This window comes from Pseudomonas cichorii, from assembly GCF_003700275.1.
GTDB lineage: Bacteria > Pseudomonadota > Gammaproteobacteria > Pseudomonadales > Pseudomonadaceae > Aquipseudomonas > Aquipseudomonas cichorii_B.
On record NZ_RBRE01000090.1, the window covers coordinates 19,189 to 44,788 of the forward strand.

Sequence of the window (25,600 nt, forward strand, 5' to 3'; positions counted from 1 at the left end):
CCTGTGAGCCCGACCAGTAATTCCATAACCGCGCCACCTCCTTCCCGCGATCAGACAACCCTGGAAGCCATTGCCCGGCGTCTGGCCGAAAGCTGCCCCGACATGCGCCAACAGGCCCTGGAAAACGCCAGGAATATCCTCAAGAAACATACCGGCCAGGATGTTTCTCCCGACACGATCTACTGGCATCGCTTCCCCTCTTCGGTCAGCAGCAGCGTTACCTTCAATGGCTGGCAACATTATGGGCCGCCGAGTGAGTCCATGACCCTGCCACAGCTGATTCTGCATCGATTCAATGCAGGGGATCAGGACAATGCAGACGAGCTGGACACCATGAGCGGCTTTTACAGAGCAGATCCGCAAGCCGGTACCTACGATCAACGCACTGAAGTAAAAATGCTCGTTGCAGATGTGATGAACGATTTGTGGGCTATCGATTTCAGCGCGCAATACAAAGAGAAACTTGCCAGTTTCTGGCAACACTGCGCCGAGGACTTTCGTACTCTCGCCAAAGCCAACTTCCTCTCCAAGGCCCTGGATGATCGGCACAGCGGTCATTTGTCCGTCATGGATTTCCAGTCGCTGATCCAGGCCGTCGCGGGCAATATTCACGCCCCGCTTCAGTTGTCGATGCTGACCGCCACCGCGAGCGCGCCTGCCAGAATGCGCGTCACAAGCTTTGATATCGGCGGTCATGAAGCCAGCGATATCCTGCGCATCGTTACTCCCAGGGGCCGACAGATTATCTACATACCCGGGGAAATATCGCCGATTCAGGTTTTCGATACCCATGACCACTTGATGGAATGGCTGATCAGCGCAACAGCGAAAGTCGAAGACCGGGCGCGGTTTCTCTCGCACTTCCCGCTTTCAATGCGCCATGAAATCAGCAATGACATCGGCCTCAACCACCTGATGGACCTGATGCCTACCGCCAGCGCCTCATTGATCAATCAAAATGATCGCGATCTGGGCATGGATGCCTTCACCTGGCTCAGGGACAGCGCCCGCAACCGCATGCATGCCGACGCCGAACTGTCCATGCGCTCCAATGCCGACCTGCGCAAACAGATGTGGATCGGCTATCTGAATGCGTTCTCCCATGTTCTTGGCCCCCTGGCGGCAATCGACTGGCCCATTGCACTGGCTGTGGTGGGTGCCGGGCTGGCGGACATGGGCCTGAACATCGATCAGGCAGTCAACGGCCATAGCACCGCCGAGCGCAAGGCGGGGGTTATCGGAGCTATCACCAGTGGCATCGACGTGCTGTTCAACAGCCTGTTTCTGGTCAGCGGCTTTCCGGAAACAGACCCGCCCCATATTGATCCCGAAGTAGCACCGCCCATTCCTGCCGAGGCTGAAGCAGCGATGGACCCTGTCACGGCACTTGATGCAAGTCCCGAGCTTGCCGACCCACCGGAGTTGCCCGAGTACTTCAATGCCTCAATCCCGCTCAGCGGCTCTCAGGTGGCGAAAAGTGGCCGGATGCGGGGTATTTATCAACTGTCTGACGGCAGTACCTACGTGTCGATGCATGGCGAGACTTATCGCGTTCGCTACATCAACGAACTGAACGGTTGGGCCATTATCGATCCCAACAATCCTTTCTCGTTCTACCGGAATGTGCCGATACGCATCAACGCAGCAGGGGAATGGGAAGCGCTCAATAACAATGGCCTAAGGGGCGGCGGGCCGGTGGCGTCACGCCTGAACCTGTCACGCATCAATTATCCACTCAGGGCCAGCGTCTACGATGTTCCCGAAAGCATGAAGCCAAGCCTGCTCGATGCAGCCAACGGTGAAGACCGCAGGGTTTTGCAGGGTGACTGGGTCAGGAACGATACCTGGAGAGATCCCTATATCGAATTCAGAGTCATCCGGGAGCGATTGCGTAGCGATGCCTTCGAGTTCTTCAGGCAACTGGAAGTGCCGGCCAGACCCAAAATGCCGCGACTCGAAGCTTCTGACACCTGCAAATCCACACTGCAGAAAATATTGGCCAATGCTCCGGGCCTGGTTATCGGGGAAAGCCACGCCGAATTGGGCAGCAAGAAATTCCTCATCGAGAACATGCGTCTGTTGAGAAAGCTCAACGTCAAAACGCTGTACATGGAACATCTGCTCAACGACTTTCACCTGCAGGACCTGAGAAAACTTGCCCAGTCAGGACGCATGCCCAGCACTCTGAAAACCTATCTGAAAAGCCTCGACGCTGGCCACAACACCGACCCCATGGGGCAATACACCTTTCTCGAACTGGTGAAAGCCGCAGCTGAAAACCACATCCGGATCCAGCCCATCGATTGTATGGCCAGCTATCGGATTATCGGCATGGAAGACTCGAACCGCCTGCTGCGCATCAAAATGATGAACTACTTCGCCCACACCACCATCCAGAGCGATATACCCAGCCTTGGCCCGACCGATAAATGGGTGGCGCTGGTCGGCAATGCCCACGCCAATACCTACAAGGACATCCCAGGCATCAGCGAACTGGAAGGCGCCATCGGCATACGCGCCGAAGACGTCAGCCTGGGCCAGCCCGAAGGCTTTTCGGTTGATCCCGGACGAGTCATGGAAGGCGAAATCGGCACCCTGCCCACGCTGGTCAAAAGCGACTTCAGGATGCAGACGGCCATCAACAAGGTGTATCCACGCCCGACGATAGAAAGCCGCCTGATACTTCCGGGAATGTTCGTCATCGATAAAAACACCAGCAGCCCGCTACTGATCCACCGCGCCTCGGACGGCACTGTGGTGCGCACGGCCATCAAAACCAGCCGCAGCAAAATCTTTATCGAACGCCCGAGGTGGCCGGCCATCAGCGGTCGACGTTTTGACAATCTGGGGGAGTTGGCGACATCGCTCAAGTTGATGGGGATGAAGGATGTTTCTTGAGGTGTGAAGGTGTAAGGCCGGATGGGAGCGTTGGGGTTATCCGGCCTTTGGTTTGCTTGCCGTTTTTCAAACCAGCATCGACTGCTGGGCGGAGATACCCGCCGTTGCTCCATGCGATATTGCCAGAGTGACGGAGGCCATGAGAGGGTTCGCAAGGTCGCCCGCGGCATAGACGCCTGGCACGCTGGTTTCGCGGCGCTCGTCGACCTTGAGAGCGATGCCGAAGGGCGTATTGACGGTGGCGAGACCCAGTGATTCATGCAGGTTTGCGGACGGTTTGTTGCGCGGATGCGCGAACAGGATGTCGACCGCGACATCGGGACAGGTATCGAGCCTGACGGTGGCACCATGGCTCCCGTGATGGACGATTTCGGTGATCCGATCATCGATAACAGGTATGTGGCGGCGCGCCAGATCAGCCTGGATGTCGGGCGGAATGTCGTGACCATCGGCGAAAACCGTCAACGCGTCGGTCCAGTCGTGGTACAGCCTGACATAGTTGTGCGACTGCGGGCCGGACCAGACGAGCCCCCAATGCTGGCCGGAGACTTCAAAGCCGTCGCAATATGGGCAGGGTACGATGGATGTGCCCCAGCCTTCTGCAAAGCCCGGAACATCAGGCATCTGGTCGGCGACGCCATAGCTCAGGATCAGGCGGCGCGCCCCAAGGTCCTCACCATCGCCAGTGAGTACGCAAAAATTATCAATGGCACCGGAGACGCTTTCGGCCCGGGCATTGATGAGCCTGATGGAGGGATAACGCGCCAGTTGCTGCCTCGCCTCGGCCAGGATGTCCAGCGGAGGCTTGTGATCGTGACCGAGCAACCCATGCGAGTGGCCAGCGAAACGATTGCGCGGCAGACCGGTATCGAGAACGATGACTTTGCGCCGGGCACGACCAAGCTGCAGGGCGGCGGCAAGACCGGCAAAGCTGCCGCCGATGATGATGACGTCATTCATGGTGATAGGCTCCGCGCTATGGATGAAGAGAGATTGGCTTGCAGATTTAAGATACTCTTAAGTACCATAATTAAAGAATTAAAATACTGTCAAGTACTGGAATTTTTATGACCGAAGACAGCCAGAGCCGGCGCGGCCGGCCCGCCAACGAGGCGCTAGGCCAAACGATCATCGACGCCGCATACGAACTCTTTGTGGAATTGGGTTTTCAAGCAACGACCATGGACAAGGTCGCCCAGCGGGCGAAGATATCCAAGCTAAGCATCTATCGGCACTTCGAGAACAAGGAGGCGCTGTTCAGCGCGACCATCGCGGCCCGCTGCCATCAGTTTGCACCACAGGCTCTTTTTGAAAGCTTCGACGGTTCGGCCGAAGATCAGCTCATGGCGGTGGGGTCATCTCTGCTTCGCACGCTGTTAAGCCCGGACGTCCGTAGTGTCGAAGTCATGATCATGGCCGACAAGACCAATCAAAAGTCGTTAAGCAAACGCCAATACGAAGCCGGCCCCGCCCACGTCATGGCCCAAATCGAGGCACTGTTGCGTCAGTTGCATGCGAAGGCCGTTTTGAACGTACCCGACCCTATCCAGTCCGCCCGCTTGTTTGCCGCGCTTATCAAAGGATCCGATCTCCTGATCATCGCCCGCTTCGATGAAGCGAGAGCAGAGAACGACAACGAAATCGAATCCTATTGCCGGTCGGCCGTCGCCATGTTCATCGCGGCGCATGGTGGCAACGACCACGTGAGCGGATAAGCATTTGATCCAGCGCGCTCAAGGCCATAGTAGAGACTGGAAAACAGTTGCTGCTGACATCTGCGCTGCTTAGCGTTCTCGATACCATACCGGCATTCCTTATCCGTGACATGGTATCGAGGTAGCTCTCTCACATACATGCAATGTGCGTCATTAAAAACGCCATTGATAATTCGCTCTCGTAAACAGATCTGCGCATCTCCCAGGCGAGTCGGCCATCTGAGCCCCACGTAGCCATTGATCATCACTCACTCAAAGCCGGACCACGAACCAAACTCCTCGGTGCCTAATTCCTCTTCAACGTTTTTCATTGCGGCAAGCATCGCCTCCGGAAAAAAGCGCCAATCGTCGTAGATGACAGCCCACTGGGCGTTAACTGTCGATGCTGTTCGACGGCGCTTGACTCGCTCTAATTATTACGGCCGACTGACGGAACGAAATCAAAGTGCCACTAGTCGTAAAGATTGTAGAAACCAGAGTGTCTGGCCGACACGGTCCCATGAGAGGAGTGCTTGGCTCTACTCGGTCCGGTCTGGAAAGGATAATCCGTTCAGTTATTTATCTGGTTGTATTTTCAGAGCGTCGCCTGATGAAAAAAACACTGCTCGGCGTGCGAGCATTAATGTCTGTCCCCAAGGACAATCCTGGTCTGGTCAAGGCGCAATACATCGCGCTGTCTCGCCAATTGCCCATGATGTATTTCATCCTGCTGATCAACACCCTGATGCTGGCGGGCACCCACTTTGCGGTCGCGCCGCGCTGGCTGGTAGTGTATTGCCCGTTGATCATGACGTTGTTCGGAGTGATTCGTGCGGCGGAATGGATGCGCACGCGCGGGCGGACGCGCAGCCCGGCACAGATGCTGGCGGCGCTGAAACGCACCAATATGCTCGCGCCATTTGTCGCCGTGGCGTTCACTGCCTGGTCGCTGGCGCTGTTTCCCTATGGCGACAGCTATACCCAGGCGCATGTCGCCTTTTATATGGCGATCACCGTCATCGGCTGCATTTTTTGCATGATGCACCTGCTGCCAGCAGCCCTGGCAACCACAGCAGTGGTCAACACCGCATTCGTGGTGTTCTTCGCGTCCACCAATATCATTACCTTTATTGCCACTGCGATTGACGTCCTGCTGGTGTCCATCGCCATGCTGATCATTCTCAAGGCGCAGTACGCCGACTTCACCCGGCTGGTGAACATGCAGGCACATACGGCAAAGCTCAGCGAGGAAAACCTTCACCTGGCCAATCAGGACAGCCTGACCGGACTGGCCAATCGGCGGCAGTTCTTTTCCCGTCTCGATACGCTGCTGTCCCGCGCCCGCGAGCAGGAGATTCGCCTCGCCGTGGGGCTGATCGACCTGGATGGCTTCAAACCGGTCAACGATCTGTATGGCCATAGCATTGGTGACAAGCTGCTCTGTCAGGTTGGCCAGCGCCTGACCGGGCTACTCGACGAAGATGTGCACCTGGCCCGACTGGGAGGCGACGAGTTCGGCCTGATCATCACTCAGGCCATGAGCGACGATCAGTTGCGGGCATTTGGCGAGAAAATCTGCGCAAGCATGCGCGAGCCGTTTCTGCTGGTGGACATCCCTATTCAGATCAGTGCATCACTAGGCATCGCGACCTTCCCGGATCAGGCATCCGACGCCACGCAAGTGTATGAATACGCCGACTATGCCCTGTATCAGAGCAAGCGCCACCGCCCCGGCACGGTCAGCCTGTTCAGCGCAGCCCATCGCCAGCAGCTCAATCGCGAAGGACTGACCGAACAGGCCCTGCGCAGGGCCGATCTGGATTGTGAGTTTCACGTGGTGTTCCAGCCCATCGTGGATATTCACAGTCAGCAAACAGTTGCGTTCGAGGCACTGGCACGCTGGGAAAGCCCGGAGTTGGGTAACGTGCCGCCCAGTGATTTCATCCCGATTGCCGAGCGCGTCGGCATGGTCAATCGCCTCACGGTGCCGTTGCTGAGCAAGGCACTGGACGCTGCCGCGAACTGGCCTGCAGGTATGCGCCTGTCATTCAACCTGTCCGCCCACGACTGTGGTTCGGAGGACGCCACCCAGCAGATCGTCGAACTGATCAAGAACAGCCGTTTCGACCCGACCTGTCTCGATCTGGAAATCACCGAAACCGCGGTCATCCAGGACCTGCCGCAGACCCAGCGAGCGATCAGCCGGTTTCGCGAACTGGGCTGCGGCATTTCCCTCGACGACTTCGGCACCGGCTATTCCAGCCTGAGCCAGATCCACGCGCTGTCGCTGACCAAACTGAAGGTGGACCGCACCTTCGTCACCAACATCCACCTCGACCCGGCCAGCTTCAAGATCGTCAAGTCGCTGATTGCCCTGTGCCAGGACATGCAGCTGGAATGCATCGTCGAAGGCGTGGAAACCGCCGCAGAACTCGACGCCCTGAAAAACCTTGGCTGCGCATGGGCCCAGGGCTACCTGTTCTCCAAACCCATGCGCGCCAGCGACATCAGCACCTGGCTTGAAAGCGAGCAACTGGCCAGGGTGCAGGCGGTTTAATCCGCCGACAGGGCAAGGCGCAACTCGCGCTTGTGCCCCGGCAACAGCCCCTGATTCAACTTCGTACCCTTGCGAATGTCATGGCTCTGTACTCGTTAAGTGTGTGGTGTCTCTGGTATAGCGCTGGTAAGGCTGTGGGAGGCAGAACGCTGCCAGAATTTGCCAGACCCAAAAAGCCAAAAGCCCGCAATTACGCGGGCTTCAGGGGATTTTTTGCTAGATCGTGCCGGGCAGTGCCGGACGCGGGATATTCCCACTCTATTATCAATTGGTCAGAAAAAACTTATAAAACAGAGTCTTAGGAAACAACCATGAAAAAAGCCACGCAAAGTAAAACGTTCAAGAAGTCGGCTTAGCCTCTTTCGTGGCAAAGGCTGCCGATAGATGCCTCTCTAGGATGGCCAACTCATCCGCATTACCATCACGAACAACCTCTGCCAGCAGCTCCGCCGCAAAAGACGGATCGGCATGGAAAAGCTCTACCATTGCCTCATCGTGACTACGGTCTTTCATCAATCGCCCCCTGTTCGTAAATGCCCTCAGCCTCAAGAATAGCTGCTCAGGGCATTACAAATCCGTCAGTTTCTGGCCTGTACTGCTTGTGACGACTGACAGAAATCGGCCTATTCTGTTGAAAACGTCGATTTTCTCAAACCGCCAGCGGATTGACTCATGAAAGCGCCGTTCAGCAAGCTGCGGCGTGAAACCCGAGTATAAATACCTGTGTGGTGATTCAAGACTTCAATCTCAGACGCGTACTTTTCTGCCGTGAAAACCATGTCCGACTTCTCCGACAGAATCGGCCAATAGCTGTCCTTGATGAATTTCGCTCAATCAACATCCTTTCCAGCGATTGTCCTTCATCCAATGATGAAACAGCCCCGCCAACGCATGCAAACCAATCAACCAGATCCCGCAGTGCCAAGTAGCTCATGCCAGCACTTGAGAGATTAAGAATCACCTTCATATGGGTGCCTTTATATAGGAGATCGGTCAGTTCGCCTCCTCAGGCGTCTCTCGTCAAAGCATCCACAGATTCCAGTCTGAGATGGCTTGAAATGAAAACTCAGCGGATCGTCGCAGCCGCTCGATTTCTTCATTTGGTCGGCCCGCAGATTCAGCATCTCTGTAAAGCTTCAATGCAGAAATAGCCTGTTCCATGAGGGTATCCGAAGGTCGTATTTCACATCGCCCTTTAGGCTCCATGCCGACTCCTCGCTAGATGAATGATCGCGGTCGATAATCTGGTGAAATTAGCGTAGACCAAGATATTCGTGCAACGATCCTCGGCGTGACATCGATGTCCATTCTTAGCAGCTTTACCGTGATTGCCTTTTGCCATCACTAATGAGATATTTAGGCGTTGCGAATTCATTAGCCATTCGGACTGCGCAATATTTTATAACTCTGGTTCAGTTTTTTTAAAAATGAAGGGATATCATAGTGGCAGAATTAACAAAAATTGAGTTACGTGCAGAAGAAGCTACGAAACTATCTGCTTTCCCCATAAACATACATGACATCAGAGAACAAGTTAGATTACTGCTAAACGAAGTGCAACGATATGGTTTCTTTAACGAGTACACCAATCACAATTTCGATCATGTCGAATCCATGCTAAATATGGCCGACTGGATAATACCAGAGCAGACTAAAGCAAGACTACAACCTGCTGACTATCTTCTTTTGACTTTGAGTATTTATTTTCACGACCTAGGCTTACTGGTTACTCAAAATGAATTTAACCTAAGATATAAAAATACCGACTTTCAAAGTTACATGAGAGAGCAACGATTTAATAGCGCAGATGATGAGTATAGCGCAAAAATAGCTATGCTCTCAGAGGAGATGCGCGACAAAATAAACTATCAAGAATTTGTAAGGCGTACACATGGAGCGCGAGTAAAAGAGTGGATACTTGGGAAGGATAGAAGTGACGATACCACAGCAGAAACAAAGGAAGCCATTCAAGGTCTAATTGGAAAACTTGATATAATTGTAAAGCGTGACTTAGCACTTTTATGTGAGAGTCACACTATAGATGACATTGCCGACGCCCACAAATATAAGGTATCAATGCCTTACGGCAATAATCCTACTGAGACAGCTAATCTTCAGTATTTAGCAGTAATCCTTCGTACAGTTGATCTTCTTCAAATCACACAAGGACGAGCGCCGTCAATATTATATAAAATAATCAATCCCCAAGACCCTATCAGCCAGCTTGAGTGGCAAAAACAAGGTGCTGTACGAACAGTAAGGGCAGCACCAGGAATTGATCGAGACGGTCAGGCATCTACTAAGGCAGTGTCCGACACAATAGAAATTCACGCGAGATTTGAAAAGTCGGATGGCTTTTTTGGATTAACCAGTTATATCGCCTACGCCAAAAGCCAACTCCAAGCATGTCAAGATGCACTGAAACAAACATCCAAAACCATCCCTGATCCGCCTTTATTTCCTTGGAAACATATTGATGATACTGGAGTAGAAGCAGAGGGTTTTTTAACAAAAGCATTTGGCTTCAAGTTAGACCAGCAAAAAATCCTTGACTTACTAACCGGACACACGTTGTATAATGACACTAATGTGGTAATTAGGGAACTTACCCAAAACGCATTAGATGCAGTGCGACTCCAAGCAGAGCTAATAAAAGATAACTCTGATAACTTTGGAAAAATTGATATAATCTGGAACTCTAAAGATCGCACATTAGAAGTAAGGGACAACGGGACAGGTATGTCTCAAGAAGTTATTGAAGCCCACCTGCTTAAGGTTGGCTCATCACGATATCAAGACCCAAAATTTCGAGAGGAGCACCCTAATTTTTCTTCAATAAGTCGCTTTGGTATTGGTGTTCTTTCAGCCTTCATGGTAGCAGACCAAGTCGAAATAACTACGTGCAGCGTCGAGGATCCCGAGGCCAGACAAATTTCGCTCAGATCTGTTCATGGTAAGTATCTAATTAAACTACTGGATAAAATCAGGGAGCGCGATCAGATTGGTGTTCATCCTCATGGATCGAGAGTAAAACTAACATTACGAACAACTGCATCAATCGATAATGTTTTAGATATAGCTAAAATGTGGCTGCTATTTCCTCGTTGCAAAGTGACAGTCAAGGTCGACGATCATGAACCAGTATCTATCGGATATAAATCACCAAAAGAAGCTGTAGAAGAACAACTGAAAAACCTTAGCTACACCTCCGTAAGAGCGAGTGAACGAGTTGAGGTTAGAGAATTAATGGATGGAGGAGTAACATTAGCCTATGCTGTTATCCGAGACGAACTCTATAAAGACTGGAGTTTTGTTATGAGGAGTGAAAAGCTGCGCTTTGAACCTCAAGAAGAAGAAAACAGCTTTGTAGCGACATGCATTGAAGGTGTTGGAGTCGATTTCAACACACCTGGCTTTAGGGCTCCGGGAATACTAGCAATCGCTAACATCGTAGGAAGTAATGCACCAAAAACCAACGTAGCTAGATCCGCAATTGAGGATACGGCAGAATATAAAGACTCATTACAAAAAATATATGGGCTCTATACCAAACACATTCACACAGAAATAGATAGACTTTCCAGCACTAATGAATACTCTCTCTCTAGGGCAGTAGAACAAGCACCTTATATAGCATCACCGCTTGTGCACGACAATGTGGCGGCAATTCGGCCCAACCTCCTATCAGAGAAACTGGAGCAAGTGCCATTTATTATCATAGAAGATCTTGGAAAACGCACCAACATCTCCTTTATGGAACTCTGCAAAAAAGATTCTTTTTGGACTATAAACTCCTCTCTAAACTCATCAATCGAATATTTCGTCCGAGAGGCACCAAAAGATATAACTGCAGCAACAATTCTAGAAAGTTTGCAGGATGGTCCTCTATCTATGCCCAACGGAGCAATATTTTGCAATTTTGGAAACACACCCCATTTAGACGAAGCTATCAGAAAGACTTTTGAACCAGCACTTATTGAAGCAAATGAAGGCGCACGAAACGTTACGATGCGATGGGATAAAATAGTTGAAAAAGAAAAATGGATAAATACCGAAAAATTATTGACAAGTGTAGGACTACAGGACAGAAGATTTTGGGTAATTGGCTCGCATCATAGGGACAGGAGAGGCATTGAGGTTCGCCCTACACTATTTGCAATCGATGATATATTAGTTAATAACTTAGATGAGTACAGCGCCGTCATATCAGACAAGCATACATTCCTTCAACCCAACGACTCCGTATCTAAATTCTTAAAAAACATCTGGACCTCACAAGTTAACAACTATGAAAAGGTAGTTCTTGGCTATGCCTCTATCTTTGATTTACTAAGAGGATACGGGATAAAAAAAGACCAATACACAATCGAGCTAATTGAAAGAATAATAATCAATAGCAACTATGAATTCATCGAAGAGTTTATCGACTTAAATAAAATTGTCGAAGCAATCAGCTTAAGTAAAGACAAAGTATTTAATCCATTCGCTTGGAAACGTCGTGGATCATCCGAAGAAAATTAAAAGGATTTAAAATGTACGACAAAAATATTTTTTTACTGGAACGCTACAAATACATTCTTCTAAGAAAACAGCACTTAAATGAAGCAACTTTTAAGATTGCCGCCATATATCAAGTGCTTCTCTTAGCGCTCGCCGCAGGGCAATACAACGTAATTACCCTTTGGAGAGGTCTAACCATAACAAAAGAACTCGCTTCTTTTTTTTCCAGCTGCCTTTTAGCAATGATAATTGCACTTAGCACATTAATACTAACGCTTTTGATAGGAGGCGTTGCATCGTGGCTAAAATATAGAAAGGATGAATCAGAAATCGAGGTTGCGGTCCACGGTAAAAAAAGGTCACCAGTAACCTTTACGTCAATTTTTCGTTGGTATGAAACATACTTGGGCATAATCGTTGCAACCGTGCTACTGGGTTGGATATATACTTATCACAACCATATCACTTCACTTTTTTGCTAAGTACGAAGCGGCGGCCCAACTGAGGGCCGCCCCTCCAAACCTGAAAATACCTAATCAAAAAGAGCAAAATAAAATACTGACTTAAAACTTAAACAGCTTAGTGAGCTCAAGATATTCAAATCCACTCTAATCCAAAAACTCAGTAAACGGCACGTAACCCAACAACAGGACAGAAAGACAATCTGTTACTCATTTCAGTCGACACTACTGGCAAGTGAACGACACTATCATAATATTATTTAATTCGCTCCCCATACTTCATTACCACTTACCAAAAAACTCATAACACCTCGATATCCCTGTATCAATACACACCATCAACTTAATTCTGTTGCATATGCGCTTATTTTTTCTTTCAAAAAATATTTAATCGAAACAATTAAATAAATCGGCTAAACTTCCAATCTTTACTATTTTTCAGAAAAGCGCCCACAGCACTTACATGCTGTTTCAGCATTATGCAAACTTCGCTTTAACATTTCTCAATTTCGCGGTGGCAACTGTATACCTCGCAGACCAAGAACCGTTGAGCCGAAGGCGAATGAGGGGACGTGTTGGTAGGGTGCAGGCTTACCCGTACCCTACCAACACACATCTTGCCGTCCGATTCGACGCAAATACATGCGTATCTTTGCGAACGGTTCATATCTAGTGTAGTGGTCTAATGATTCCGGACACCCATTTAGGCGAGAATATCGCCAGATAGAGGTGTCTGATGACCAAACAACGTCGTTCCTTTTCCGCTGAATTCAAACGCGAGGCCGCAGGCCTCGTGCTCGATCAAGGCTATAGCCATATCGAAGCCAGTCGTTCACTCGGGGTTGTCGAGTCTGCACTGCGCCGCTGGGTCAACCAGCTTCAGCAGGAACGCGCTGGCGTTACGCCTCAAAGCAAGGCTCTGACGCCCGAGCAGCAGAAGATCCAGGAGCTGGAAGCCCGGATCGCTCCTCTTGAAAGGGAGAAATCCATTTTAAAAAACCGCCTCCCCGGCACTCCGCGGCCCATTGGGCTAGAAACACTACGTACTACATTTACATTTCTGGACAGTGGTCGCTGGCTTTTTGGAGGCTAAGTCTCCGTCAAAAAACTTGACCCAGGGGAAGCTGCGGACCCGTTAGTGGTGGCGCTTTCATGAACCCGTTTAGGAATGTGATTTGATCCGAGTCCCCGTCCAGTCCTGCCCTTGACTGGAGGTGCGTATGAAAAAGTCTGACTTAAAAAGCAGAGGGTTACCGGTAATTAATATTCGAGCGGCCGGCATTGATATTAATTCACGCTTTCATGTTGTCGCCGTTCCAGCTGATCTCGCGCACGATCCGATTCAAACCTTTAATGCCTTCACCGCTGATCCTGAGCGGATGGCTAATTGGCTGGTGAGCCTCGGCATCTCGACAGTCGCCATGGAGTCGACCGGCGTTTATTGGATTCCGGTTTACGAGATACTCGAAACGCACGGCTTCATGTAGTACTTGCTAATGCCCGAGATGCTCGCGCAGTGCCAGGGCGTAAAACCGACGTGAATGATGCGCAGTGGATTCAACGACTCCATTCCTGCCGGATTGCTTCGAGCTAGCTTCCGTCCAGATCACGAAATCTCGGCTTTACGCAGCTATTTAAGATTACGAGAGCGCCACCTTGACTACGCGGCCGCACATATTCAGCACATGCAAAAAGCGCTCACCCATATGAATTTGCAACCGCACCATGTCGTGGCGAATGTCACCGGAGTGACCGGCATGCGAATAATTCGGGCCATTGTGGCCAGTGAGCGAAGCCCGTCAGTACTGGCTGCCATGAGCGATACCCGCTGTAAAGCCGGTATCAATGTCATTGAAGCTGCGCTAGTCGGCAATTATCAGCCGGAGCACATATTTGCCCTGTCACAAGCACTGACAATGTATGACGCTTACCAAGCGCAGCTCCTCATCTGCGATCAGCAAATTGCACAAGTGCTCATCAAGCTTTCACAGGAAAAGTTGCGTCCGTCAGAACCATTGCCTAAACCACGTCATAAAACCCGGCAACCGAATGCACTTAACTTCGATGTTCGCACGTTGCTCTATCAACTGGTCGGCGTAAACCTCACGCAAATACATGGCATTGACCCCTTTCTGGCACTGCGGCTGGTCGCCGAATACGGTACAGATCTGAGCCGATGGCGCACTTATCATCATTTTACTTCGTGGTTGACGCTTGCCGGGATGTAGGATCAGCGGCGGTAAGGTGCTTTCCGCTCATACTCGGAAAACCAAGAATCGAGTTACTGCCCAGTTGCGCTTGGCTGCTGTCACAGTAGGGAAAACGAGTACTGCGCTTGGGGCCTTCTATAGACGCCTTGCCGCTCGAATCGGAAAAGCCAAAGCAGTCACCGCGACCGCCCGAAAAATTGCGGTTCTGTACTACAACGCGATGCGTTTCGGTATGAGCTATCAAGACCCCGGAGCAGACCAGTATGAACAGAGATATCGGGAGCGGGTCGTAAAGTGTCTACATCGCTGTGCTGCCGAATTTGGTTTCACTCTTCAGCCAACGGAGGGTGTTTCTTAGGAAAGCCAAAAGCCCGCAATTACGCGGGCTTCAGGGCATTTTTTGCTAGATCGTGCCGGGCAGTGCCGGACGCGGGATCATTCCCACTCAATCGTCGCCGGCGGCTTGCTCGAAACGTCATAAGTCACCCGCGAAATCCCATCGATCTCGTTGATGATCCGCCCGCTGACGGTTTCCAGCAGTTCGTAAGGCAGGTGTGCCCAACGTGCGGTCATGAAGTCGATGGTTTCCACGGCGCGCAGGGCGACGACCCAGGCGTAGCGGCGGCCATCGCCTACGACGCCAACCGATTTGACCGGCTGGAATACCACGAATGCCTGGCTGACCTTGTGGTACCAGTCGGCCTTGCGCAGCTCTTCGATGAAGATGTGGTCGGCGCGACGCAGCAGGTCGGCGTATTCCTTCTTCACTTCACCGAGGATCCGCACGCCCAGGCCCGGGCCCGGGAATGGGTGGCGGTAGACCATGTCGTATGGCAGGCCGAGTTCCAGGCCGAGGCGACGGACCTCGTCCTTGAACAGTTCGCGCAGTGGCTCGACCAGCTTGAGGTTCATTTCTTCCGGCAGGCCGCCCACGTTGTGGTGCGACTTGATGACGTGAGCCTTGCCGCTTTTCGCGCCAGCCGACTCGATCACGTCCGGGTAGATGGTGCCTTGCGCCAGATACTTGATGTTGTCCAGCTTGCAGGATTCGGCATCGAACACGTCGATGAAGGTGCGACCGATGATCTTGCGCTTTTTCTCCGGGTCGCTTTCGCCAGCCAGGTTGTTCAGGAACTGCTCTTCGGCGTTGGCGCGGATCACCTTGACGCCCATGTTCTCGGCGAACATGGCCATGACCTGCTCGCCTTCGTGCAGACGCAGCAAGCCGTTGTCGACGAAGACGCAGGTCAGTTGGTCGCCAATGGCCTTGTGCAGCAAAGCGGCAACAACCGAGGAGTCAACGCCGCCGGACAGGCCCAGCAGAACGTTGTCGGTGCCGACCTGGGCACGGATGTTGGCAATCGCATCGTCAGCAATGTGCGAAGGCGTCCACAGAGCTTCACAACCACAGATGTCGAGGATGAAGCGCGACAGGATGCGGCCGCCCTGCTTGGTGTGGGTCACTTCCGGGTGGAACTGCACGCCGTAGTAGCCACGGGTGTCGTCAGCCATGCCGGCAATCGGGCAGCTCGGGGTGCTGGCCAGGACGTGGAAGCCGTCCGGGATTTCGGTAACCTTGTCGCCGTGGCTCATCCACACATCAAGGCCAAACACGCCATCGGCGTCTATATGGTCTTCGATGCCGTCGAGTACGCGGCTCTTGCCGACCACATCGACACGGGCGTAGCCGAACTCGCGCAGGTCGGAGCCTTCAACACGGCCACCCAACTGCTCGGCCATGGTCTGCATACCGTAGCAGATGCCGAAGACCGGTACGTTGAGGTCGAATACGGCCTGCGGAGCACGCGGGCTGTTGGCTTCGTGCACGGACTCGGGGCCGCCAGCGAGGATGATCCCGCGCGGGGCGAATTCGCGAATCGCTTCGTCATCCATGTCAAACGGATGCAGCTCGCAGTAAACACCGATTTCACGCACACGACGGGCGATCAACTGGGTGTACTGGGAACCGAAATCGAGGATCAGAATACGGTGGGCGTGAATATCGAGGGCCATGGGGGGAAGCTCTAAAGAGCAGTTGCAAGCTTTAAGCTGCAAGCTGCAAGTTGTCGGGATCATGCGGTAGCTGCTCGGGGCAGCTACCGCTTGTAGCTTGAGGCTCGTAGCTGGCGGCCTTAGCCGACGCGATAATTCGGAGCTTCTTTAGTGATCTGCACGTCGTGGACGTGAGACTCGGCCATGCCGGCACCGGTGATACGCACGAACTCGGGCTTGGTACGCATTTCTTCGATATCGGCGCTACCGGTGTAGCCCATGGAAGAACGCAGGCCGCCCATCAGTTGATGGATGATGGCTGACAGCGAACCCTTGTAGGCCACACGGCCTTCGATACCTTCCGGCACCAGTTTCTCGGCGCCTGCGGACGAATCCTGGAAGTAACGGTCCGAAGAACCCTGGGCCTGGGACATGGCGCCCAGCGAACCCATGCCGCGATAAGCCTTGTAGGAACGGCCCTGGAACAGTTCGATTTCGCCAGGCGCTTCTTCAGTACCGGCAAACATCGAACCCATCATCACGCAGCTTGCGCCGGCAACGATGGCCTTGGACAGGTCACCCGAGAAACGGATGCCGCCGTCGGCGATCAGTGGAACGCCTGTGCCTTCAAGGGCTGCGGCAACGTTGGCGATGGCGCTGATCTGCGGCACGCCGACACCGGCAACGATGCGGGTGGTGCAGATAGAGCCAGGACCGATACCGACCTTGACCGCATCGGCGCCAGCGGCAGCCAGTGCCTTGGCAGCAGCGCCAGTGGCGATGTTGCCGCCGATGACCTGCACGTCAGGGAAGTTTTCCTTGACCCAGCGAACGCGGTCGATCACGCCTTTGGAGTGACCGTGGGCAGTATCGACTACGACCACGTCAACACCGGCAGCAACCAGTGCGCTGACGCGGTCGCCAGTGTCCTTGCCGGTGCCGACTGCAGCGCCGACACGCAGACGACCCTGGTCGTCCTTGCTAGCCAGCGGATAAGCCTTGGCCTTTTCGATGTCCTTGACGGTCATCATGCCCTTGAGCGCGAACTTGGCGTCGACGATCAGGACTTTTTCCAGGCGGTGTTTGTGCAGCAGCTCACGCACTTCGTTCTTGTCGGCGCCTTCACGCACGGTGACCAGACGCTCTTTTGGCGTCATCACTTCGCGGACAGGGATATCCAGACGGTTTTCAAAGCGCACGTCGCGGGAAGTCACGATGCCGACCAGGTCGCCATCATGCAGTACCGGTACGCCGGAGATGTTGTGCAGGCGGGTCAGCTCGAACAGGTCACGTACCGTGGCATCTGCCTCGATGGTGATCGGGTCCTTGACGACGCCGGCCTCGAACTTCTTGACCTTGCGAACTTCAGCAGCCTGCTGTTCGATGGTCATGTTCTTGTGGATGATACCGATACCGCCTTCCTGAGCCATGGCGATGGCCAGACGGGCTTCAGTGACGGTGTCCATTGCAGCGGAAACCAAAGGGATATTCAGTTCAATGCCACGGGTCAAACGGGTTTTCAGACTGACTTCGTTGGGCAGTACCTCGGAATAACCGGGCACAAGGAGAATGTCGTCGAATGTAAGGGCTTCTTGACTGATACGCAGCATCGCGGGGGCTCCCGGGCGGGAAAATTGGAAGCGCGCCATTATACCTATACACCCGCACAGGCTCAATGCAAACCTCAGCCTAATATCAAACGAGCCTAGAGTCGCACCTTGACCAGTGAAACCGGGCGATCCAGACGTTCGGCGAAGTCATCCAGAAAGCTCTGGGTGAACGAGGCATCCAGCCAGTCGTTGAAGATGAATCCCAGATTGGAAAAACCGCAGGCATCGAGAAACAGAAAGCCGTTGATATCGTCCTCATGACGGCATTCCGGGCACATGAAGTTATCGGTATGCCCGGGCATCCAGTCTTCCAGGCTGTCGAACAGCGCCTCACCGATTTCCCGGCGGCATTCCGGGCAACCGGCCTCTTCGGCAAAATTGCTCAGCGGCGTGAAAATGCAGCGCTTGGTGACGATTTCCAGACCATTGACCGCCTGCCCGAACGGCAAAGCTTCAGGCCTGGCCACGACTCGTCGGGCTCCCGGCGCAATGGCGTAGGCCATTCGGTTGCCGGTGCGGCCGCAGGTGCTCAGCTCGGGTTCGACCACATCAAGCTTCACCAGCCAGCGCAGGATCAGGCGCGCCCTGGCCTCGCGTCCGGGAAAACTGGAGATTTGCGGGACGATGATGCTTTGGGTGTTCATGGCAATGTGTCGCTGAAAGCTGGTCGAGGGCGGCAGCTTAACAGGTCAGGGACAAATCCCGGACCATCATCCGGCCATGTAGCGGGCGATCAGCGCCAGCCCGCTGACCAGCACCAGCCAGGTCACCAGTCGCACAAACGTCTCGCGCGACAGCTTCATTACCAGCGACCTGCCGATCCACGAGCCCAGCAACATCGCAGGCAACAGGCAAGCGGCCAGAAGCAGCAGCGGAATCTCGGCATAGACGCCAGCCAGCAAAAAAAGGCCGAGCCGCACCACGGTGCTGCAACTGATCAGGGCACTTTGCGTAGCACGCGCCTGCTCCTTGGAGGTCAGGCGACTGTTGAGATAGATCGCGTAGAGAAAGCCGCCGCTGCCAAACAAGGCCCCGAACAGACCGCCAATCGTGCCCATCGGGATCGCCCAGCCAGCCGCCAGTTGCGTCGGCCGTACCTTGACCACAAGGCTGTAAAGCGCATAAGCGGTGACAAACAGCCCCATCAACAAGAGCAGCACGTCGGATTTCAGATTAAGCAGAAACAGCACGCCCATGGTGCAGCCCACGGCCATGCACGGCAACAGACGCAACAGCTCCGCCCTGACCACCGACTGTCGGGAAGGCAGCAGATTGCCGAAGGCCGCCAGGAAATCCAGCATCACCAGCAGCGGGATGATCCTCGACAGCGGCATGAAATGAATCAGGATCGGCCCGGCCACCAGTGCCGTACCGAAACCGGCAATGCCAAACACTATATAAGCTGCCACCACCGCCAGCTCGATCCACAGCAGCTCCAGCGGCGCAAAGCCCAACTGGTTTAACCATTCGACTGCAGCCACACGCCTCTCCCTGAATGCACTTCGCGCAGCTTATATAGCTGCGTCACCTGAAAACCGCCAGTGGTGGTGGCCGGGCAAATCCCTTTATCATGCCGCCATGATTAAAGATCCCTTCGCAAGACTCGGCCTCGACCGGGAAGTCCTCACTGTCAGCCAGCTCAACGGCCGCGCCCGAGTGTTGCTGGAAGATGTGTTCAGCAGCATCTGGGTCGAGGGCGAGATATCCAATCTTTCGCGCCCGGCCTCCGGGCATGTCTACTTCACGCTCAAGGATTCCGGCGCGCAGGTACGTTGCGCGCTGTTTCGCCAGAGCGCGGCGCGGGTACGCCAGGCACTCAAGGACGGCTTGCAGGTCAAGGTTCGCGGCAAGGTTTCGCTGTTCGAGGGACGTGGCGACTATCAACTGATTCTCGACACCGTCGAACCCGCAGGCGACGGTGCGTTGCGTCTGGCCTTCGATGCCCTCAAGGCCAAGCTCAGCGACGAAGGCCTGTTCAGTGCCGAGCGCAAGGTGGCGCTGCCGTTGCATCCGCAACGTATCGGCATTATCAGTTCTCCGACCGGCGCGGTGATACGCGACATCATCAGCGTATTCCGCCGGCGTGCACCGCAAGTCGAACTGACCCTGATCCCCACTGCCGTGCAAGGTCGCGAGGCGATCGCGCAGATCGTGCGCGCCCTCAAGCTGGCCGATTCCAGAGGCTTCGATGCCTTGATACTCGCCCGCGGTGGCGGCTCGCTGGAAGACCTCTGGTGCTTCAACGAAGAAGCGGTGGCCCGGGCCATTGATGCCTGTGTGACGCCTATCGTCAGCGCGGTAGGCCATGAAACCGACGTTTCCATCAGCGATTTCGTCGCCGATGTGCGGGCACCAACGCCGTCTGCGGCTGCCGAGTTGCTGGCTCCGGACTCCAGCGATCTGCATCGCCGGGTCGAGAACCTGAATCGTCGCCTGATCAGCCGCATGCGCGACCGACTGATGCGCGAGCGCTTGCGCCTTGAAGGTGTTTCCCGTCGCCTGCGTCATCCCGGCGAACGCTTGCGCCAGCAGGCCCAGCGTCTCGACGATCTGGACATGCGCATGCGCCGCGCCTTCGAGCAAGGCATGCATCAGCGTCTGGTACGTCTGGCGCATATGGAAAGCCGCCTCGCCGCCCAGCATCCGGGCCGCACCCTGGCGTTCCTGCGCCAGCGACTGGACGTGCTGGCCGAACTCTTGCCGCGAGCCATGCGCGAACAGATCAAGACTCGCAAGCTACAACTGCAAAGCCAGATTCAGACACTTCATGTAGTAAGTCCCCTGGCAACACTGGGACGCGGCTACAGTATCCTGCTCGACGAACGCGGCCATGCAATCCGCAACGCCTCACAGACCCGGCCCGGTCAACGCCTCACTGCCCGGCTGGGCGAAGGCGAATTGCAGGTGCGCGTCGAGGATAACCACCTGACGCCCGTGACCCTTTCTCTTCTGGACTGACCGATCGATGCTACGTTTTATCGCCCCGCTGTTCGCCCTTCTCCTGTGCCTGCCTGCGCATGCCGATAGCTACATCACCCGCGCCCTCAACAAACCGGTACCCGGCGGCGTTGCGGTGATCGATCTGGGCAACAGTAACCAGCCACCCAAAGCCACGTTTCAGGGCAAACCGGTGCTGGTGGTCAAGGAACAGGGCATTCGCTGGCTGGCCATCGTAGGTTTGCCGCTGACCACCAAGCCCGGCACGCAGCAACTGGTATCGGGGGGACGCAACCTGAGCTTCACGGTCGGCAGCAAGAAATACCCGGAACAGCACATCAAGTTGCAGAACAAGCGTCAGGTCAACCCGAACCCCGAGGACACCAAGCGCATCAACAGCGAAACACCGAAACTGCTGGGCGGTTATGCCGTATTCAGCCCGGGCACGCCCAGCAACCTGATTTTTGACAAGCCGGTGAACGGCCCGCTATCGAGCAAGTTCGGCGTGCGTCGATTCTTCAATGGCGAAGAGCGCAATCCGCACTCGGGCCTGGATTTCGCGGTCCCGACAGGCACACCGATCAAAGCCCCGGCAGCGGGCAAGGTGATCCTGACCGGCAATTTCTTCTTTAATGGCAATACGGTGTATGTCGATCACGGCCAGGGGTTGATCAGCATGTTCTGTCACCTGTCGAAAATCGACGTGAAGACCGGCGATCTGGTTCCACGCGGCGGAGTGCTGGGTAAAGTCGGCTCAACCGGCCGCGCCACCGGCCCGCACCTGCACTGGAACGTCAGCCTGAACGATGCCCGGGTAGACCCGGCCATTTTCATCGGCGCCTTTCAGCCGTAACCAGAATGTGAATACCGTCTTGCCCCGCCGCCGGCAAGCCTCCCCAAAGTGCAAACTCTGTGGGAGCGGATTCATCCGCGAAGACGATATTGCGAACAATGAATTGCTTGTGGATGTACCGCCCTCTTTGCGAATGAATTCGCTCCCGGAGATTTCCGAACAATAACCAAGCGCCAAACACTTTTAAACAGCGATAAAAACTCGCAAAAAACCTGAATACGAGAACTTATCTCAATTTTTTCCAGGTACTTGCCAACTTTCACCTCAATGGTTACGGTTGGCCTCATGAAAACCTCTCAAACCCTCATCCTGCTGCGCCAACATCGGTGTCTGCGCCTGGTCAGTTCTCGACTGCCAGGCTAGATTGCGGTGCCTCGCCCCTGTCTAGCGCGTCAATGGCTGGCCGCCTTTTTTCGGCCGATTCAGTACAAAGGACTAAACACATGACCATGCTCAAAGATCCCTCGAAGAAGTACCGTGCGTTTCCGACCATCGACCTGCCTGATCGTACCTGGCCTTCCAAAGCCATTACTGAAGTGCCGATCTGGTGCAGCTCCGACTTGCGCGACGGTAACCAATCGCTGATCGAGCCAATGGATTCGGTCAAGAAGCTGCGTTTCTGGAACACGCTGGTCAAGGTCGGCGTCAAGGAAATCGAAGCATCGTTCCCGGCAGCATCGCAAACCGACTTCGACTTCGTGCGCACCCTGATTGAAGACGGCCACATTCCGGACGACACCACCATTCAGGTACTGACCCAGGCGCGTGAAGACCTGATTGCCCGTACCTTTGAATCCCTGCGCGGCGCGAAAAAAGCCATCGTTCACCTGTACAACGCCACCAGCCCGTCGTTCCGCCGCATCGTTTTCAATCAGGAAAAGTCCGGCGTAAAAGAAATCGCCGTGAACGCCGCCAAGCTGTTCGTGAAATACGCAGCCCAGCAGCCGGAAACCCAGTGGACCTTTGAATACTCGCCAGAGACCTTCAGCGCAACCGAGCTGGAGTTCGCCAAGGAAGTCTGCGACGCGGTAATCGAGGTATGGAACCCGACACCCGAGAACAAGGTAATCCTCAACCTGCCAGCCACTGTTGAGGTCGCGACTCCCAACGTCTATGCCGACCAGATCGAGTGGTTCGGCCGCAATATCACCCGCCGCGACAGCGTCATCATCAGCCTGCACACCCACAACGACCGTGGCACTGGCGTTGCTGCCACCGAACTGGGCCTGATGGCCGGTGCAGACCGTGTCGAAGGCTGCCTGTTCGGCAACGGCGAGCGTACCGGTAACGTGGATCTGGTGACCGTGGCTCTGAACATGTACACCCAGGGCATCAACCCTGGCCTGGACTTCTCGGACATCGACGGCGTGCGCAAGGTCGTCGAAGAGTGCAACCAGATTCCGGTCCACCCACGCGCTCCGTATGTCGGCGATCTGGTCCACACCGCGTTCTCCGGCTCGCACCAGGACGCCATCCGCAAGGGCTTCGCCCAGCAGAAAGACGGCGCCTTGTGGGAAGTGCCTTACCTGCCGATCGACCCGGCCGATATCGGTCGCAGCTACGAGGCAGTGATTCGCGTCAACAGCCAGTCGGGCAAGGGCGGCATCACTTACCTGCTGGAGCAGGAATACGGTATCTCGCTGCCACGTCGCATGCAGATCGAGTTCAGCCAGGTGGTTCAGGGTGAAACCGATCGTCTGGGCCTGGAAATGAGCGCCGAGCAGATCCACTCCCTGCTGCGCCGCGAATACCTGCAAGCCAACACGCCTTATGCACTGATCAGCCACAAGCTGCAGGAAGAAAACGGCAACAGTTCGGTCGATGCCGAAGTGCATGTCGACGGTGAGACCCAGCACTGGCGCGGCAAGGGCAAAGGCGCACTGGAAGCCCTGGTTGCCGGCCTGCCTGTTTCCGTGGAGATCATGGACTACAACGAACACGCCATCGGTTCCGGCACCACGGCCAAGGCCGCTGCCTACATCGAATTGCGCGTCAACGGTGATCGCGCCGTGCATGGCGTCGGTATCGACGAGAACATCACCACCGCCAGCTTCCGCGCCCTGTTCAGCGCCCTGAACCGCTCGCTGAGCCAGGCACAAGCCAAGGCCGCCTGACCCCAGGAAGGAGCATGACGGGCACCCTGCCCGTCATGCTCCAACAGGCTGTAACACACTGCATTTGCTCGAAAAACCTCTCCCCTTGCGCCTTTCAATATGCGCATAACCATGCGCATATTCGGCATAATCTTTTCATTTATGCTGTGGTAGCATGCTGCCTTTAAATGATCCGGCCCTTTTGCCGATAGCAACTTTTCGCTATCGGGACCTGATCGTATTTGCCTGCCAAGCAATACTCTTTCCTACAAACCATGATGACTACTGCATTGATTTTCGGACGAAAAGAATGCACGGGCAGACCAACCGTGCATTGAAAAACCATCGGCCTCGGTAACGCTGAGCTGATCCAATCATATTTGGAGCGATTATGCCTAAGGCTTCCCATCAAGATCTGCGCCGCAACTTTCGCGCGCTGACTTCCTCGACTTCCTGCTACCACACAGCCTCTGTGTTCGACCCGATGTCTGCACGCATCGCCGCGGACCTGGGTTTTGAAGTGGGCATCCTCGGTGGCTCCGTCGCCTCGCTGCAAGTACTGGCAGCCCCCGATTTCGCGCTGATTACCCTCAGCGAATTCGTAGAACAGGCCACCCGCATCGGCCGTGTCGCAGAGCTTCCCTTCATCGCAGATGCCGACCACGGTTATGGCAACGCGCTGAATGTCATGCGCACCATCACCGAACTGGAACGAGCAGGCGTTGCTGCACTGACCATCGAAGATACCCTGCTGCCCGCGCAGTTCGGCCGCAAGTCCACCGACCTGATTTCCACTGCAGAAGGCGTCGGCAAGATCCGCGCAGCCCTGGAAGCTCGCGTCGATCCTGAACTGTCGATCTTTGCCCGTACCAACGCTGCCATCATTCCCGTGCAGGAAACCATCAGCCGGGTTCAGCAGTATCAGAGCGCAGGTGCAGACGGCATTACCATCGTCGGCGTGCGTGACTTCGAGCACCTGGAACAGATTTCCGAAGGGCTGACCATTCCCTTGATGCTGGTGACTTACGGCAACCCGGAGCTGCACGACAACAAGCGTCTGGCCGAGATGGGCGTGCGAATCTGCGTGCATGGCCATGCAGCCTATTTCGCATCGATCAAGGCAACCTACGATTGCCTGAGAGAACAGCGCCAGATTCTAAGCAGCACCAGCGACATGAACGCCACAGAACTGACCCACACTTACACCCAACCTGAAGATTATGTTGAGTGGGCCAAAAAGTTCATGAACGTGAACGAGTGAGAGCGCTGTACTGACCAATTGAAGCGATAAAAAAGCCTCCGGATGGAGGCTTTATTTTCTGTGCTGTCAGGCCGTGGTTTTGATACCGCCACTGGTTGTCAGCTCAATCAAGGTCCCCTGCAGGGTCTGTATCGTTGAGGAGGTCTGGGCGATCTGTCCTTGAATGGCCAGAATACGTGCAGCCTTTTCCTCTGCCGAGCCTTTGCTGTTCTGAGCGGCAGCCAGTTGAGCCTGCTGCTGAACCAGTTGCTGTTGGGCCTGCTTGATCTGCTCTTTGATCCTTTCGATGGTTTTATCAACCCCAGTAGCACTGGAAGAACCACCTGCACCACCCGCCGAAGCAGCACCACCCACCTTGGCCCCCTCAAACGAAACGCTTACACCTGTCTCTTGCGCACTGTCGGTTGCAGTCGAAGTCACCTTCTCGGCGTCCTTGCTCTTGACGGTCAGCGTCAAAGCGCTTGAATAGGCACTCAGTGATGCAGTGTTGATAGTAGTCATGACGAACTCCTGGCTATATGAGACCGATATCGA

18 protein-coding genes and 2 pseudogenes are annotated in these 25,600 nt (G+C 54.4%); 12 read left to right on the forward strand and 8 right to left on the reverse strand.

Translation table 11 applies throughout. The features are described from left to right. Positions 1-3: 3 nt before the first annotated feature. Complete coding sequence (locus ALQ04_RS23815) at positions 4-2,898, forward strand: membrane-targeted effector domain-containing toxin (RefSeq protein ID WP_122318171.1); 2,895 nt, start codon at positions 4-6, stop codon at positions 2,896-2,898. 66 nt (positions 2,899-2,964) lie between these two features. Here ALQ04_RS23815 and ALQ04_RS23820 read toward each other — a convergent pair whose 3' ends face one another. Continuing rightward, complete coding sequence (locus ALQ04_RS23820; protein WP_122318172.1) at positions 2,965-3,858, reverse strand: NAD(P)/FAD-dependent oxidoreductase; 894 nt, start codon at positions 3,856-3,858, stop codon at positions 2,965-2,967. 107 nt (positions 3,859-3,965) lie between these two features. On the opposite strand from ALQ04_RS23820, the gene ALQ04_RS23825 reads away from it, so the two are divergent. Further along, positions 3,966-4,613: a TetR/AcrR family transcriptional regulator gene (locus ALQ04_RS23825; protein ID WP_122318173.1), complete on the forward strand. Its 648-nt coding sequence runs from the start codon at positions 3,966-3,968 to the stop codon at positions 4,611-4,613. Positions 4,614-5,202: 589 nt separating this feature from the next. Then, complete coding sequence (locus ALQ04_RS23830; RefSeq protein WP_122318174.1) at positions 5,203-7,149, forward strand: bifunctional diguanylate cyclase/phosphodiesterase; 1,947 nt, start codon at positions 5,203-5,205, stop codon at positions 7,147-7,149. A gap of 339 nt (positions 7,150-7,488) precedes the next feature. Here ALQ04_RS23830 and ALQ04_RS26990 read toward each other — a convergent pair whose 3' ends face one another. Further along, positions 7,489-7,662 carry a hypothetical protein gene (locus ALQ04_RS26990; protein ID WP_183142267.1) on the reverse strand — a complete coding sequence of 58 codons (174 nt, stop codon included), beginning with the start codon at positions 7,660-7,662 and terminating at the stop codon, positions 7,489-7,491. Between the two features lie 339 nt (positions 7,663-8,001). After that, positions 8,002-8,093, reverse strand: a pseudogene (locus tag ALQ04_RS27395) (cytochrome B); the annotation flags it as partial. Positions 8,094-8,592: 499 nt separating this feature from the next. On the opposite strand from ALQ04_RS27395, the gene ALQ04_RS23845 reads away from it, so the two are divergent. The 5 genes and pseudogenes from ALQ04_RS23845 to ALQ04_RS27405 all read left to right on the forward strand — a co-directional run bounded on the left by ALQ04_RS23845 (position 8,593) and on the right by ALQ04_RS27405 (position 14,338). Further along, on the forward strand, positions 8,593-11,670 hold the full coding sequence (locus ALQ04_RS23845) for an ATP-binding protein (RefSeq protein ID WP_122318176.1): 3,078 nt from the start codon (positions 8,593-8,595) through the stop codon (positions 11,668-11,670). 11 nt (positions 11,671-11,681) lie between these two features. Then, the gene (locus ALQ04_RS23850; RefSeq protein WP_122318177.1) at positions 11,682-12,131 is read left to right on the forward strand and encodes a hypothetical protein; all 450 of its coding nucleotides are present in this window, start codon (positions 11,682-11,684) and stop codon (positions 12,129-12,131) included. A 715-nt stretch (positions 12,132-12,846) separates the two neighbouring features. Then, a pseudogene (locus ALQ04_RS23855) lies at positions 12,847-13,107 on the forward strand (transposase); the annotation flags it as partial. 223 nt (positions 13,108-13,330) lie between these two features. Then, a complete protein-coding gene (locus tag ALQ04_RS27400) occupies positions 13,331-13,597 on the forward strand; it encodes a hypothetical protein (protein WP_259645083.1) in 267 nt (88 codons plus the stop codon). Between the two features lie 54 nt (positions 13,598-13,651). Next, the gene (locus ALQ04_RS27405) at positions 13,652-14,338 is read left to right on the forward strand and encodes a transposase (RefSeq protein ID WP_259645084.1); all 687 of its coding nucleotides are present in this window, start codon (positions 13,652-13,654) and stop codon (positions 14,336-14,338) included. A gap of 417 nt (positions 14,339-14,755) precedes the next feature. Here ALQ04_RS27405 and guaA read toward each other — a convergent pair whose 3' ends face one another. From guaA to ALQ04_RS23880, 4 genes are all read right to left on the reverse strand, one after another. Continuing rightward, the gene (gene guaA, locus ALQ04_RS23865) at positions 14,756-16,333 is read right to left on the reverse strand and encodes a glutamine-hydrolyzing GMP synthase (protein ID WP_122318178.1); all 1,578 of its coding nucleotides are present in this window, start codon (positions 16,331-16,333) and stop codon (positions 14,756-14,758) included. 119 nt (positions 16,334-16,452) lie between these two features. After that, positions 16,453-17,922: an IMP dehydrogenase gene (gene guaB, locus ALQ04_RS23870; RefSeq protein WP_122318179.1), complete on the reverse strand. Its 1,470-nt coding sequence runs from the start codon at positions 17,920-17,922 to the stop codon at positions 16,453-16,455. A gap of 95 nt (positions 17,923-18,017) precedes the next feature. Beyond that, positions 18,018-18,566, reverse strand: a complete 549-nt coding sequence (locus tag ALQ04_RS23875) for a sugar ABC transporter ATPase (RefSeq protein ID WP_122318180.1) — start codon at positions 18,564-18,566, stop codon at positions 18,018-18,020. Positions 18,567-18,632: 66 nt separating this feature from the next. Further along, positions 18,633-19,403 (reverse strand): sulfite exporter TauE/SafE family protein, encoded by a 771-nt coding sequence (locus ALQ04_RS23880; protein WP_122318181.1) that lies wholly within the window; start codon positions 19,401-19,403, stop codon positions 18,633-18,635. 97 nt (positions 19,404-19,500) lie between these two features. Between ALQ04_RS23880 and xseA the strand changes: the two genes are divergently transcribed. The 4 genes from xseA to ALQ04_RS23905 all read left to right on the forward strand — a co-directional run bounded on the left by xseA (position 19,501) and on the right by ALQ04_RS23905 (position 25,066). Continuing rightward, positions 19,501-20,880: an exodeoxyribonuclease VII large subunit gene (gene xseA / locus ALQ04_RS23885; protein WP_122318182.1), complete on the forward strand. Its 1,380-nt coding sequence runs from the start codon at positions 19,501-19,503 to the stop codon at positions 20,878-20,880. Between the two features lie 7 nt (positions 20,881-20,887). Further along, positions 20,888-21,712 carry a M23 family metallopeptidase gene (locus ALQ04_RS23890; RefSeq protein ID WP_122318183.1) on the forward strand — a complete coding sequence of 275 codons (825 nt, stop codon included), beginning with the start codon at positions 20,888-20,890 and terminating at the stop codon, positions 21,710-21,712. Between the two features lie 443 nt (positions 21,713-22,155). Then, positions 22,156-23,826 (forward strand): 2-isopropylmalate synthase, encoded by a 1,671-nt coding sequence (gene leuA, locus ALQ04_RS23900; protein WP_122318184.1) that lies wholly within the window; start codon positions 22,156-22,158, stop codon positions 23,824-23,826. A gap of 370 nt (positions 23,827-24,196) precedes the next feature. Then, a complete protein-coding gene (locus ALQ04_RS23905; RefSeq protein WP_122318185.1) occupies positions 24,197-25,066 on the forward strand; it encodes an oxaloacetate decarboxylase in 870 nt (289 codons plus the stop codon). Positions 25,067-25,132: 66 nt separating this feature from the next. Here the strand turns inward: ALQ04_RS23905 and ALQ04_RS23910 are convergent, their stop codons facing one another. Next, on the reverse strand, positions 25,133-25,567 hold the full coding sequence (locus tag ALQ04_RS23910; protein WP_122318186.1) for a hypothetical protein: 435 nt from the start codon (positions 25,565-25,567) through the stop codon (positions 25,133-25,135). Between the last annotated feature and the right edge of the window lie 33 nt (positions 25,568-25,600).